Annotated in this window: 11 protein-coding genes; 2 read left to right on the top strand and 9 right to left on the bottom strand. The window is 43.7% G+C overall.

Annotation, left to right across the window (positions count from 1 at the left end):
• Positions 1 to 17: 17 nt before the first annotated feature.
• From AC2FA3_RS09565 to AC2FA3_RS09535, 7 genes are all read right to left on the bottom strand, one after another.
• The gene (locus AC2FA3_RS09565) at positions 18 to 548 is read right to left on the bottom strand and encodes a DUF2726 domain-containing protein (RefSeq protein ID WP_490509374.1); all 531 of its coding nucleotides are present in this window, start codon (positions 546 to 548) and stop codon (positions 18 to 20) included.
• A 322-nt stretch (positions 549 to 870) separates the two neighbouring features.
• Entirely contained in the window at positions 871 to 2,061 is a 1,191-nt protein-coding gene (locus tag AC2FA3_RS09560) for a LysM peptidoglycan-binding domain-containing protein (RefSeq protein WP_490509373.1), read from the bottom strand.
• Between the two features lie 282 nt (positions 2,062 to 2,343).
• The gene (locus AC2FA3_RS09555; RefSeq protein ID WP_490509372.1) at positions 2,344 to 3,711 is read right to left on the bottom strand and encodes a bifunctional folylpolyglutamate synthase/dihydrofolate synthase; all 1,368 of its coding nucleotides are present in this window, start codon (positions 3,709 to 3,711) and stop codon (positions 2,344 to 2,346) included.
• A gap of 225 nt (positions 3,712 to 3,936) precedes the next feature.
• On the bottom strand, positions 3,937 to 4,860 hold the full coding sequence (gene accD / locus AC2FA3_RS09550; RefSeq protein ID WP_490509371.1) for an acetyl-CoA carboxylase, carboxyltransferase subunit beta: 924 nt from the start codon (positions 4,858 to 4,860) through the stop codon (positions 3,937 to 3,939).
• A gap of 333 nt (positions 4,861 to 5,193) precedes the next feature.
• On the bottom strand, positions 5,194 to 6,018 hold the full coding sequence (gene trpA, locus AC2FA3_RS09545; RefSeq protein WP_490509370.1) for a tryptophan synthase subunit alpha: 825 nt from the start codon (positions 6,016 to 6,018) through the stop codon (positions 5,194 to 5,196).
• Between the two features lie 113 nt (positions 6,019 to 6,131).
• Entirely contained in the window at positions 6,132 to 7,406 is a 1,275-nt protein-coding gene (trpB, locus tag AC2FA3_RS09540) for a tryptophan synthase subunit beta (protein ID WP_227686236.1), read from the bottom strand.
• A gap of 100 nt (positions 7,407 to 7,506) precedes the next feature.
• Positions 7,507 to 8,190: a phosphoribosylanthranilate isomerase gene (locus AC2FA3_RS09535; RefSeq protein ID WP_490509369.1), complete on the bottom strand. Its 684-nt coding sequence runs from the start codon at positions 8,188 to 8,190 to the stop codon at positions 7,507 to 7,509.
• Between the two features lie 226 nt (positions 8,191 to 8,416).
• On the opposite strand from AC2FA3_RS09535, the gene AC2FA3_RS09530 reads away from it, so the two are divergent.
• The gene (locus tag AC2FA3_RS09530; RefSeq protein ID WP_490509368.1) at positions 8,417 to 10,072 is read left to right on the top strand and encodes a cryptochrome/photolyase family protein; all 1,656 of its coding nucleotides are present in this window, start codon (positions 8,417 to 8,419) and stop codon (positions 10,070 to 10,072) included.
• 67 nt (positions 10,073 to 10,139) lie between these two features.
• On the opposite strand, the gene AC2FA3_RS09525 is transcribed toward AC2FA3_RS09530, so the two are convergent.
• Both AC2FA3_RS09525 and AC2FA3_RS09520 read right to left on the bottom strand, forming a co-directional pair.
• Positions 10,140 to 10,394, bottom strand: a complete 255-nt coding sequence (locus tag AC2FA3_RS09525; RefSeq protein WP_490509367.1) for a hypothetical protein — start codon at positions 10,392 to 10,394, stop codon at positions 10,140 to 10,142.
• 240 nt (positions 10,395 to 10,634) lie between these two features.
• Positions 10,635 to 11,375 (bottom strand): DUF4230 domain-containing protein, encoded by a 741-nt coding sequence (locus AC2FA3_RS09520; RefSeq protein WP_490509366.1) that lies wholly within the window; start codon positions 11,373 to 11,375, stop codon positions 10,635 to 10,637.
• 660 nt (positions 11,376 to 12,035) lie between these two features.
• Here AC2FA3_RS09520 and AC2FA3_RS09515 point away from each other — a divergent pair.
• Entirely contained in the window at positions 12,036 to 13,754 is a 1,719-nt protein-coding gene (locus tag AC2FA3_RS09515) for a proline--tRNA ligase (RefSeq protein WP_490509365.1), read from the top strand.
• Positions 13,755 to 13,762: the final 8 nt, after the last annotated feature.

Raw genomic sequence — 13,762 nt, 5'->3', positions numbered from 1 at the left:
AAGTTTTTACTATAATCCTAATAACTCTCAATCACCTGCATCAGCTCATATCTCAGCATATCAGCACTCGGCATACGCTCGGCATGAAAGCGCACGATAGCAATACCGGCACTGGCAAGCGCTTTATCCTTTTTATCGTCCGCCTTTTGCCGCGCTTTACTATTATGCGTCCAATCATCAAGCTCGATGGCGAGCAAAGTAGTCTGAGCATCGATATCAACAATGACATAGTCGACGCTTTGACGACAAATACGATTGAACCAAAAGCTACGTTCGGAGGTTTCACTGCTATTGGCTTCGATGATGCGTGACAGCTGAACTTGGACAAAAATATGATATTCCGGTAAGGCATTTTTCAATTTTTTGAAAAATATTACTTCAGTGTCTGTCATGATGGGCATGGGTGCGAATGGCCAAATAGCCAGCTCATCACCGCGCACAGGTGGCGGCTCAGGTTCAGCGACTTGTTTGTTAGAAAACAGTTTTGGCAGGGTAATCAGCCCTACAAACCCAACCGCCAGTATTAAAAATATAACGCCAAATGACATAGTTTTACCTTATACATAATGAAAGCAGTCAACTACGTGTGATGGTGTCATCAAATCAAATCAAATCAAATTACGACACATATCCGACCGCGACAGGGCAGCCTTTGCAGGCTGACAGGTTATACAAAGAGAAGCAGGAAAGAGCGGCGCTCATCGTAACTAAGTATGAGCAAATGGACAAACGTTAAAACAAAAAACACGACAATAGATGTCGTGTTTGAATAAAGTCAGCTAGAACCAGAAAAGACAAAGAACCCTAATTAAGCTTGTGCTGTTTATTTAGCAAAAATAGTAATTTGGTTGTCGCAATATAGGCACTATTTTAACGCCAGTATAAGACCCAAGCACTCGTGGTATTAACTTTGGGATCGCTATTAATCTTATCTTTTAACGCCAATGCTGCCACTTTACCACGTTCAGGACCGACGATGACGCGCACACCGCGACTGGTCGGACTGGTCTTGACTTGATATCCTGCAGATTGTAACTTCTTTGCTAACTCATCCGCTTTAGCTTGGTCATTTGCCAAAGCCACTTGCACACCAAAACTGCCTTTGGCATCCGTTTCTTTTACTTCTTTACGTGCTTCGCTGAGTTTCTGCTGCGCTTCACGCTTCGCATCCGCTGACTTCTTAGCTAAAGCTTCTTCTTTTTGACGCTTGTCTTCGCGCGCCTGCTCAGCGGCGGCTGCTTCACGTGCCAAACGCTCCACCTGCTTACGCGATGGAATGGTAATACTTTGACCCAGTTGTAGCGCTGTCGACGGTGAAAGGTTATTCGCTTGTGCCAATACTTCCACTGGCATATTGTATTGCCGCGCCAGTTTAATCAGCCCATCTCCTCTTTTGACTTGATAATCAGAGGGCGACTTAGGCGGCTCACTTTTAGCCGCTTCTGCTGCCTCTCGTTTTTTCTCAGCCGCAGCTTGCTCTTGTTTCTTAGCATCTGCTTGTTTCTTAGCATCTGCTTCTTTTTTACTGTCTGCTAGTTTCTTAGCAGCAGCCTGCTCTTTAATCGCCGCTTGCCTTTGAGCCTCTTTTTGCGCTTGGGCAGCTTTCTGCTGGTCGCCAGTATTTGTCTCGCTTTCAGCTGACGCAGCAGCGCTAGTCTTTTTTATTGGCGTTGTAGCCTCATTTTTTTCCGCGTCGGATTTATCACTCTCCTCAGTAGCTCGTGCGCTACTGGCCATATACTGCTGACTTTCCGCACGGGCTTTTGCCAATGCTTGGGCCTCAGCAGCTTCTTGTTCGGTTAAGAACTGCTGGGCACGCTTTTCTTGTTCCGCAACACGAGCGGCGCGCTCTTTTTGTTTTTGTGCCAAGATCCGCTTTTCAGTCTCGATATCCGTCGTTAATGGCTGAGGAGATTCTTGTGCGGGGCTTGGCTTATCTATCATCGCTGACGCTGGTTGTGGTTTATTGCTATCACCAATTTGTTGCACCATGGCGTATAGCATCACGCTACCGCCAATAATCATCCCAATGCCCAATAAGGCTTGTCTCGAAAAGTTCATCCGTTTACGTCTCTTAGTTGGTAAGAAGGTTGATTGAGCGGCGCAACTGTCGTTTAAAAACGGTCGTCTCAAAACTATCCTTAGCTAGCTTTAATAAACAGCCTTGATAGTTAAATAGTTGCCATTGCCGCCAGTTACGTCCATTCATTTTTAAATATTATGCCGAGCTTCTATCTCATAACATTGTATAGCAGGGTGCTAAATCAATTTGATTATAAAGCATATTTTTCCTACTGTCTGCCGTCATGCTACTGCTAAGACTAACATTATATCAGCACGATTTTAACTTAAATGATCAACCGAAAGTGCCGCTAGCGCCTCGCCAATCGTATGGAACGAGCCGCATACGACGATTAAATCTTGCGAATGACTACCATCTATAACGGCATAAGTCGCTTCTGATAAACGTTGAAACTCGTGTATTTGCGCACTATCAACATAGCTTGATAAGATACTTTTCAAATGCTCAGTGCTCGCCGCCCGTGGATAATCAATCTCAGCGATAAACCAATCGCTAATAGGTAAGCCCGCTTCGGTCAAATGCTGCACGACCTTATTAATATCCTTATCGCCCAACATAGAAAATAGCATTTTAATGCTGGCAGATTTACTAGTTACTTGTTCGGAACTATTTTGCTTCGCTAGATGCTGTTGCCAAAGCGGTAATAATTGTGCCAATAAAAACTCAACACCTTGCTCGTTATGTGCTACATCAAATAACCAATGACGATTATGGGTCTCACGATAGTCAAAACGACCAGCCAGCTTGACCGTCTGCAATGCCTGTTCGATAGCACTTTTATCAATATTTAATGGACTAGCCAACACCGCTGATAAGGCATTGGCCGTATTGGTCAACGACAGCGCTGGGCGTGGCAATTGCATGGTGACAGCGGCATTACTATATTGCCAAACGTCTGTATCCACTTCACGATAATCAAAGTCTTGCCCAGCTTGATAACAGCTTGCCTGATGCGTATCAATCGCTTGCTGTACACTAGCTGGCATCGCAGTAGCGCCATAAACTAAAGTAATACCATCGCGTAAAATACCCGCTTTTTCACGGCCAATATCTTCGACATTATCGCCCAACCAATCGACATGATCGATGGCAATGTTAGTAATCACTGTCATATCAGGATCGATAATATTGACCACATCTAAGCGACCGCCCAACCCAACTTCTAACACCCAGACATCGCAGTCTGCTTCAGCAAAGATTAATAATGCAGCAAGCGTTGTCATCTCAAAGAATGACAAGGTCAAAGCGCACTGTAACCGCGCATTCTCTACCTTGCTAAAGGCATCAATTAAGGTCTCATCACTGACCATCTCGCCATTGATGCGCACGCGCTCGTTAAATACACTCAGATGCGGTGATTGATACAGCGCGGTTTTATAACCTGCCTCTTGGCACATCTGCGCGATGACCGCAGTCGTTGAGCCTTTACCGTTGGTACCCGCTACGGTAAATACATAAGTATCGTCTTTGGCTGACTGTACCACGCCTAACGCCTCAGCAACCGGTAATACTCGCGACAACCCCATATCTATCGCTGATACATGAATCTGCTGCATATAATCGAGCCATTCGCTCAAACTAGCATGTGTAGTGGGAGTATTAGGCTTAGAAACTAAAGAGTCAGACATGGGCGGAACCTATATAGAATTTTTCAAAAAAATAAAGAATTAGACAGTAGTCAATTAGGAAACAGAGACAGTATATAACTACTGGGCCGAAAAGCAAAAATAGCATTTACCGTTATTAACGATAAATGCTATTAGTTAGCTTTATATAATTGGCAGAATTTAGCATGCTACTAAATAGTACGCAGTGATAAATTCAATCACCTATTTGTTGAGTAGCTCAGTATATTAAGCATCAACATTAGGTACGCGGCATAGCTTTGCTAGCAAGCGATAGATGGTATCAATCAACTGATGACGATGGACTACCTCATCAACCACGCCGTGCTCTAACAAGAATTCAGCGCGCTGGAATGGCTCTTCTAGTGTTTCACGCACGGTCTGTTCAATCACGCGCTTGCCAGCAAAGCCAATCATGGCTTTTGGTTCTGCTAAATGGATATCGCCGAGCATAGCAAGCGATGCCGTCACCCCGCCATAAACAGGATTCGTCAATATCACAATATATGGCACGCCCGCAATTCTTAAGCGTTCAATCGCCGCCGCAGTACGAGCCATTTGCATCAATGATAGCAGACCCTCTTGCATACGCGCACCGCCTGAGGCAGCAAAACAAACCAAGGGTACTTTATCTTCAAGGGCTTTTTCAGCGGCCTCTACGAAACGGTCGCCGACCACCGAGCCCATAGAGCCACCCATAAAACGGAAGTCAAAGGCACACGTAACGATATCAAGATTGCGCAATTTACCGTACATCACAATCAGCGCCTCAGACTCGCCTGTTTTATCTTGTGCTTCGGTCATGCGCTGCGGATACGGCTTACTATCCACAAAGCTCAATGGATCTTTGGCAGTAAATTGTTGTCCAAGCTCACCTTCTACTTGATCGAGCAACCAGTTTAAGCGCTCACGAGCACTCATCGGTAAATGATGGTCACAATGTGGGCAGACATAGCAATTAAAAATCAGCGCCGTATTAGTAATCATCGAATGACAGCTGCTACATTTCGTTGACGGTTCGGTCTCTACCGCCGTCAAAGGTGCGGTCAGTTGCTGTTTAATACCCGGTATCGGGCGATTAAACCATGATTGCCCAGCAGTATTACCATTTTTTTCAGTCGTCATATCAGGTTTTGTTATCGTATCAGTCATAGTATTCGCCATTATCAAAGGCTTATCAACAAGTTGGCTTAGTTACTTGTCCCTAAGAAGTCCGTTTATAAGAATCAATTTAAAAGTCACATAGCCTTATAACATCAGCAGTTATAAAGGGCGCTTATACGCAACTGTAATAATTTATATGTGATGTTAGTTTACACACGTAAACTAACTTTAGCAAAGTCATTTAATTCTGTCTTTATAAACATTGTTATAAAAGTTGTAATAACCTTTACTACAAAGATCTATATCGGTTCTCTGATGAATAGTAATAAGATGACGTTGCTGAGCTATTCACACTTTGATGCCAATATATTCGAGACAATATTAGGCTGTTAAACTATCGAGTGCGCCGCGTAGCTCGTCCATTTTTGCCATTATTTTTTGCTGAGCTGCTGCAACTGCGGATACATCTTTAGCATCTATATCAGCAAAGTTTTGTACTAGCGCACTACCAACTATAATACCATCAGCATGCTTACCAATGGCTTTGGCAGAAGCGGCATCACGAATACCAAAGCCCACGCATACTGGCAAGTTTGTCTCTGCTTTAATTGCTTGTACTTGGATCGCAACATCATCGGTATCAAGCGTCGCCGAACCTGTCACTCCTTTAAGCGATACATAGTAAATATAACCACCGCAATGGGTCAGTACTTGCTCACGGCGCTCAGGCAAAGTCGTTGGCGATAATAAGAAAATTTCATTCATCGCATGCTCAGTTAAATGCTGAGTGAAGCTACCCGCCTCGCTTGGTGGCAAATCAACCATCAAAATACCATCGACGCCTGACTGCTCGCATAAAGCGACAAATTTATCATAACCGATGATTTCAACTGGATTGAGGTAACCCATCAAAATAATTGGCGTCTGCGTGTCTTGCTGACGGAATTCTGCCACCATTTTTAGCGCATCACGCGTACTGGTTCCTGCTGCTAATGCACGCTCGCCAGCCAATGCAACAGTTGGGCCATCGGCCATTGGGTCAGAAAACGGCAAGCCTACTTCAATCATATCCGCGCCGTGCTTAACTAAGTCATGTAAGAGGCCAACGAAGTTACTCGGATTAGGATCGCCTGCCATAACATAAGGGATAAGGGCTTTTTTATTTTGGGCTTTTAGGGTTTCAAAAGTGCTTTCAATGCGGGTCATAGTGTTCTCTACAATTAATTTAAACTGACAATATTGGCTCTCTACGATTTGATCAGAGAGCCAATCAATTTAGTTTATAAAAGCGGATTGATAGTTCGCAGTACAATACGCGACTACAGCTCAATCCCTTCTGCTTTCATCACTGAATGCAAATCTTTATCACCGCGACCTGACATATTCACAATGATGGTTTGATCAGGTGTCATTGTCTTAGCCAGTTTCAAGGCATAAGCAACGGCATGAGCAGATTCAAGCGCAGGGATAATCCCTTCTTTACGCGTCACTTCATGAAAGCCTTCTAGCGACTCTTTATCGGTACAACCCACATATTCAACGCGCTTCATATCTTTTAAGAAGCTATGCTCAGGACCAACGCCCGGATAATCAAGTCCCGCTGAAATAGAATGCGTTTCTTGAATTTGACCTTCATCATCCGCCATCAAATACGTACGGTTACCATGTAAGACACCGATACGACCAGCGGCTAATGGTGCAGAATGGCGACCTGTTTCTATGCCATCACCTGTCGCTTCAACGCCATACATTTTCACTTCTGTATCGTTTAAGAAATCAAAGAATAGACCAATGGCGTTTGAGCCACCACCGACACAAGCGACTAGAGCATCTGGTAATTTGCCAGTCATTTGCAAATGCTGAATGCGCGCTTCTTTACCAATAATCGCTTGGAAATCACGTACCAATAGCGGATAAGGATGCGGGCCTGCAACCGTCCCGATAATGTAATAAGTGCTATCCACATTGGTGACCCAATCACGCATGGCTTCATTCATCGCGTCTTTAAGCGTACGCGAACCCGAGGTAACAGGCACAACTGTCGCACCAAGCAAACGCATACGATAAACGTTCATCTTTTGGCGCTCGACATCATCAGCGCCCATATAAACAATACATTCTAACCCTAAGCGCGCAGCAATCGTCGCCGTCGCTACGCCATGCTGACCTGCACCCGTTTCAGCAATGATACGTTTTTTACCACTCATCTTGGCAAGTAGCGCCTGGCCGATGGTGTTATTCACCTTATGGGCGCCTGTATGGTTGAGGTCTTCACGTTTAAAGTAAATCTGCGCACCGCCTATCTCATCACTCAAACGCTTGGCATGATAAAGCGGTGTTGGACGACCGACATAATTAACCAAATCGTTATGATACTCTTCCCAAAACGCCGGATCGGCTTTTACTTTGGTATATAGCGCCTCTAGCTCCTCTAATGCTGCCATCAGCGTTTCAGAAACAAAACGACCGCCATGAACGCCGAAATGTCCACGCGCATCAGGATATTGGTTAAAGTCTTGTACGTTTTCTGGGTTGGTAAAGGTATTGATGGCTTTAGCAGTGGCAGATACATCTTTGCTCGCGACATGACTCATGATAATTCCTACTATAATAAGTGGTATTTTTTAGAATAAATAAGGGGGAAATATTTTACGTAATTAGCTATTTAACGGTTAGAAGTTCACGGCTACAAAGCTAATTACTGATATTCGAAGGTTCGCTAAGCGTCTCGTTTTGCCATTGGTCGCGTTTGACCGCTTTCATAAAGGCGCGCATTTTGGCAGCGTCTTTTTTGCCTTTGTCAGACTCAATCCCACCGCTGACATCGACGGCATAAATAGGCAGCTCTAAAGTAGCAGCGACATTATAGGCGTCAAGCCCACCCGCTAAGATAATAGGCAGCGAGCTGTCTTGCGGTAATAGATTCCAATCAAATCGTGCCCCAGTACCGCCATACCTATGCGGATGATAAGCATCTAACAAGATACTGTTCGCGCCAGCGGCAGCAAACTCATTAATCTCGGCGCTTACGCTAGCAGCGGTGTGCTGTTCCGCATTGATACGCAACGCTTTTATCCAGCGCTTATTGACCGCGCTTGCCAGCTGCTGACACTGCTCGGGCGTTTCATCACCGTGGAATTGAATGATATCAAAAGAGACACGGTTTGCCAGTTCAATCAGTTCTGCTCGCGGCATATTTACCACCAATGCCACGACACTTATAAAAGCTGGCAAAGAAGCACTTAGCAATTGCGCCTGCTCGATAGTAACAGCGCGCGGACTCGGTGGATAAAACACCAAGCCAACGGCATCGACACCCAACTGAGCAGCAATTTTAATATCACTAGGCTGGGTAAAACCACAAAACTTAACCTGCATAATGTGACCTTATATATAACACTAAGTAGATATAACACTAAATATGACGTTGATAAATTGGCTTAACTAATATAGCGGACAATAAATACTGATTGCCAACGCTAAAAAGCAAATATGATAATTTGTTAATTGAATGGCAAATCCATTGCATCCAAAAACTTATCCTAGCATACTTTTATTCACAGTTTTGTTTATGATTGCGATTGATTAATATAGGAATAGCAGAATGTCTAAAACGGTCGCGGAAACGCCTCATCACACTGCTAGCAACAATAGCAGTAAGAACAGCAATACGACGAGCGTAAACCCAACTCATTATTTAATGTGGTTCCGTCGTGACCTGCGAGTTCATGATAATACGGCATTGGCAGCGCTTTGCGAGCGTGCAAATGAGGATAATGCATTAGTAAGTGCTATTTTCTTTATGACACCTGAACAATGGCAAGCACATGACATGTCGCTCACACAGCTTGATCATATCGCCCGCACCTTGCCAATCTTAGCAACATCTTTGCAAAAACACTTGAATATCAACTTAACCGTACAAGTCTGTGCAAGCTTTTCTGACTGTATTGAGTCGCTAACGACGTTGTGTGAGATAAATAATATCAGCTGCGTAATGGCAAATCACGAATATGAAGGTAATGAGATTGACCGCGATAAAGAACTAACCAAACAACTAGCAAACAATGATATTGAATTTATCCGCTGGCACGACCAATGTATCTTGCCACCAAAGACCATCACCACCAATGACGATAGCATGTATCAAGTTTTTACCCCATTTTATAACAAATGGCGACATACTTTAGATGTTAGCAGCTTACAAGTACACCAAGCCATGGCGGTAAATAACCAGTCAAAAACCACCTTAAAAACTTCAAAAGACAGTGCTCATACGGTCAAAGACATAGAACAACTAAGTAATAAAGCCGTCAAAAATTATCAAAAACTGTTAGAGAATAGCGCTGATTATCAGCACCTTAATACTGACACTCAGCTTGACCAAGCTAGGACGGCGTATCCTGCGGATGAAGTGGCTGCATGCCAACGTTTAGAGGATTTCATCGCTGATGATATTAATAACTATGACATAAGCCGTGATGTGCCAAGTTTACAGGCGACCAGCCAGCTATCAGCCTACCTGACCATTGGGGCAATCAGTCCAAGACTTTGCTATCTACAAGCCACAAAAGCCCTAGAGAAATTACAGGGTAATGATAGCGACAATTTTGATAGCTTTGATAAGTCCGATAACAATGATATTAATCGATGGATAAGTGAGCTGGCTTGGCGAGATTTTTATCGTCATGTTTTAGACTATAAGCCCGAGCTTATTCGCCATAAAGCGTATAAAGAAGAGACAGATAACAAGATTAATTGGTCATATAATCAGGATGATTTTAATGCATGGTGCACAGGTAAGACAGGCGTGCCATTGGTCGATGCGGCGATGCGCTGTCTCAATGCGACAGGTTTTATGCACAATCGCTTGCGCATGGTGACGGCAATGTTTTTGACCAAGGACTTACTGATTGATTGGCGCTTGGGCGAGCGTTACTTTATGCAGCAGCTGATAGACGGCGACTTTGCATCAAATAACGGCGGTTGGCAATGGAGCGCGTCGACAGGCACGGACTCAGCACCCTACTTCCGTATTATGAACCCTTTTAGCCAAGCTAAGACCCATGATCCTGATGGGTTATTTATTAAGACATGGCTGCCAGAATTGAAAGACGTTGCAAGCAGTATTTTGCATTCAGAAGAGAAGTTACGTCAAGCAATCAGCAGCGCAGATATGTTTAACAAACTGGATTATCCAGCACCAATGGTTGAGCATAAACTAGCCCGGCAATTAGCGATTGCTGAATTTAAAAAATAGTCATGAACTTAAAAAACAGTTATGAGTTTAAAAAAGCCGTAAAGCTGATATATTTAAGAAGTGATCATTAGCTGTATAGTTTAGCTTTATTTTGCGGCGTACTGCCAGTTTGTACCAAACTACTTTGTGCCGCCTTAGCGTTACCCGTATCGATAGCTGGCTTTACTATTCGCGTCTGAATCGTATAAATGGCATACGATAGACAAGTAAAGCTTATAATTAACAGTACCCAAGTCGCAAAAGATAGCGACTCTTTTGCTTTGAGTTGTTTGGTTAATTTGCGCTTCTCATGAGTAGACGGCTGATTATTAGGAGTTGTCATATATGCCACCTCTTATATTATATAAGCTCATTTTAACGACAGCATTTATAAGGCTGTCGTTAATGATAAATAAGTCCTGCTATATAATATAGTAACCCTATTACTCATAATTTCAAGCAACATCTGTTAATCGGCGTAGCGGTTCGTTAAAGTATTTTGAGTTAACTACTCGTACTAACATATTCTAGCCCTAAAACCTTGCGCTTCTTATTTGAATCTAAGATTAATAAAACCTAAGCATTAAGCCGTTGGCAATTGGCACGCCCCTGCGCCCTGCGTGGTTACCGTTACGACGGCGCCAGTCAAAGCAAATAACTGTTGCAATTGAGTTTGCGCATTTTCTAATGCCATATTCATTACATCACCGCGGCAAGCACGCTCAAGCACTTCTTTTTTTGCCATACTTTGCGCTTGTTGCAAAATCTTTGGATCGACCTGCATCATACCAAAAGCGCCCGTTTGCCAATCATAGATTTCGATATCGTCTAGATAAACCGAAAATATCTCTGATGGCGGCAAGGTAATAGTGATTTTCGGCATCATTGAGACGGGCGTATTAGCATTAGCTTCCTGCACCTTATCAACATCAATCTCAGGTTGCACCACCTGTACCATCTCAGGCGTCAACGCACTCAAATCAATCCCCGCTTCTACGCGCCCACGAGCGATAAACAAGCCTTTTTGCTCATCTTGCCACAGCTTCATCCAATTGCCTGGTTTTTGGCTAGTGATAACCGTATCGACACTAAACGCCACCGTCTCTAAACGATTTAATTTCTGGATTTGCATCACTACCCCTTCACGGGTAATGGTTTCTATCGGTTCTTCTTTGGTGAGGTTTTGCAGACTATAAATCGCAAAAGCGAGCGCGGCTAAACCAATAAGCAATACTAGCCACGACATCAGTGCGATAGGTTTTTTCACTTGCGAACGATTGCCGTTATTATTACCCACAGGAGAGTGGTTATCAGGGTTGACCATGTAAACTACCTCAAGGTTTTATATTAATTTTAATCAGCATTTAATTGCTAAATATTAAACCTTTAATGCTATTTGTTTAGAACGATTTCAAGCAGTTACTACCAATCCTCAACACAACCATATTTATCATATACTCTCTACAAACTGCTTTTAAATAACAGTTGATATCTCTCTATCTACGCAAGAAAAGTTACTAGCCATTCTTTCATGTTAAATAAGCCTAACTTTGACTAGCGACTTGCCAAAAAATAACTAATTTTCGACCTAATAAGCGGCTTATTTTTAACAAACCAGGCCGGTTTATATAATGTTTGGGATGAAACAACAAAAAGTCATTGCGTCTTAGGCAAACTTTACCTAACATAGTCAGATTGTATAAGCAAAATGTTGGCATGCACCCATTTTTCTGGCTTTTATGTTAAGAATATGATGCTGTCGATATTGATGTATTCATACAAAAATAAAAGTTCCAACCTTTTGCAAGGCGTTTTATAAACGCACTTTCTACTAAAGTACTGCTTGTTGCAGTACTTTTTAGCTAGGCAAGTCCTAGACTATTACCGAGTGATAAAAGGTAAGCTGGCGTCGGCCATCAAAGCACACGCTCAATATCCTCCTATTTCTTATTTATTTTATCGTTGATAAGGTTATGCTTTATTTATGAAAGCCAGTCAATTTTTGTTTGCCACGCTAAAAGAAACTCCCAGCGACGCTGATATCGCCTCAAGCCAATTAATGGTAAGAGCAGGTCTTATTCGTAAAATCGCCTCTGGATTATATATCTGGTTGCCGATGGGTTTGCGCGTGTTGCAAAAAGTCGAACGCATCGTTCGCGAAGAGATGCAAAACGTCGGCGCTCAAGAAGTGCTGATGCCAATGACCCAGCCTGCCGAGCTTTGGCAAATGACCGGTCGTTTTAATGATTATGGTCCTGAGCTATTACGCTTCAAAGACCGTCATGACCGCGATTTTGTCTTGGGTCCGACGCACGAAGAAGTCATCACCAACCTTGCTCAAGGTGAGCTGCGCAGTTATAAGCAGTTGCCGATTACCTTTTTCCAAATTCAAAACAAGTTCCGTGATGAGATTCGTCCACGTTTTGGCGTGATGCGTGCGCGTGAATTCACTATGAAAGACGCCTACTCGTTCCATGTTGATCAAGCATCGTTGGCAAAAACTTACCATGACATGTATGACGCTTATACGCGCATCTTTACCCGTTTGGGTTTAGATTTCCGTGCCGTGCAAGCAGATACCGGTTCTATCGGCGGTTTTGCTTCGCACGAGTTCCATGTGTTGGCAGACAGCGGCGAAGATGATATCGCTTTTTCTGATTCTTCTGATTATGCGGCCAACGTTGAGCTTGCTGAATCAGTAAGCATCGCTGAACGTCAGCCACCGAAGATGGAGCGCGAAGACGTCTTAACGGAAGACATGACCACCTGTAAAATCGTTGCTGAGCATTTAGGCGTACCACTAGAAACCACAGTGAAAACCTTAATCGTTCATGGTCATACTGAAGAAGGTGAACCGCAGTTAATTGCTATCGTCTTACGTGGTGATCATCAGCTCAATACTATCAAAGCTGAAAAAATCGAAGAAGCCAATGTGCCGCTCACGATGGCTTCTGATGAAGAACTCAAAGCCGCTGGTCTGCATAAAGGCTATATTGGCGTTAATTTGGATATGCCAGTATTCGTTGATCGTTCAGCCGCAACCTTGTCAGATTTTGTCACGGGCGCCAATGAAGTCAATAAACATACTGTTGGTATGAACTGGGCGCGTGATGCGAGCATTACTCGCGTCGTTGATGTGCGCAATGTACAGGAAGGCGACCCATCTCCTGATGGTAAAGGCAGCCTAAAAATCAAACGTGGTATCGAAGTGGGTCATATTTTCCAGTTGGGTGATAAGTACTCACAAGCGATGAACGCGACCGTATCTGGTGAAGATGGCAAGCCAGTCACGCTTATGATGGGTTGCTACGGTATTGGTGTTAGTCGTATCATCGCTGCTGCTATCGAGCAGAACAACGATGAAAACGGCATCATGTGGCCAAAAACGCCAACCGTTGATGATTCAATTGCGCCGTTTGAAGTGGCTATCATTCCGATGAAGTCAAAAGAAGAAACCGTCATGCAGACGGCGACCGCTCTGTATGAAGAGCTAAAAGCACAAGGCATCAATGTACTACTTGATGACCGTAACGAGCGTCCAGGCGTTAAGTTTGCCGATCTTGAATTGATTGGTATTCCGCATCGTATCGTGGTTTCAGACCGTAACTTGGCTGAAGGTAAATACGAATACGTCAATCGCCGCGAAACGGAAAAGCAAATGCTGAGCCGCGAAGAAGTCATTGCAAAAGTAAGCGGCAAATAGTTTTTCAA

It is taken from the genome of Janibacter sp. CoH_79_TC_3, assembly GCF_058197955.1.
This window is presented reverse-complemented; position numbering and strand designations above follow the sequence as displayed.

Bases quoted from the DNA above. Each gene is read 5' to 3' on its own strand.
- AC2FA3_RS09565 (WP_490509374.1), bottom strand. From the start codon at position 548: ATGTCATTTGGCGTTATATTTTTAATACTGGCGGTTGGGTTTGTAGGG.
- AC2FA3_RS09530 (WP_490509368.1), top strand. From the start codon at position 8,417: ATGTCTAAAACGGTCGCGGAAACGCCTCATCACACTGCTAGCAACAAT.
- AC2FA3_RS09560 (WP_490509373.1), bottom strand. From the start codon at position 2,061: ATGAACTTTTCGAGACAAGCCTTATTGGGCATTGGGATGATTATTGGC.
- accD (WP_490509371.1), bottom strand. From the start codon at position 4,860: ATGACTGATACGATAACAAAACCTGATATGACGACTGAAAAAAATGGT.
- trpA (WP_490509370.1), bottom strand. From the start codon at position 6,018: ATGACCCGCATTGAAAGCACTTTTGAAACCCTAAAAGCCCAAAATAAA.
- AC2FA3_RS09520 (WP_490509366.1), bottom strand. From the start codon at position 11,375: ATGGTCAACCCTGATAACCACTCTCCTGTGGGTAATAATAACGGCAAT.
- AC2FA3_RS09515 (WP_490509365.1), top strand. From the start codon at position 12,036: ATGAAAGCCAGTCAATTTTTGTTTGCCACGCTAAAAGAAACTCCCAGC.
- AC2FA3_RS09525 (WP_490509367.1), bottom strand. From the start codon at position 10,394: ATGACAACTCCTAATAATCAGCCGTCTACTCATGAGAAGCGCAAATTA.
- trpB (WP_227686236.1), bottom strand. From the start codon at position 7,406: ATGAGTCATGTCGCGAGCAAAGATGTATCTGCCACTGCTAAAGCCATC.
- AC2FA3_RS09555 (WP_490509372.1), bottom strand. From the start codon at position 3,711: ATGTCTGACTCTTTAGTTTCTAAGCCTAATACTCCCACTACACATGCT.
- AC2FA3_RS09535 (WP_490509369.1), bottom strand. From the start codon at position 8,190: ATGCAGGTTAAGTTTTGTGGTTTTACCCAGCCTAGTGATATTAAAATT.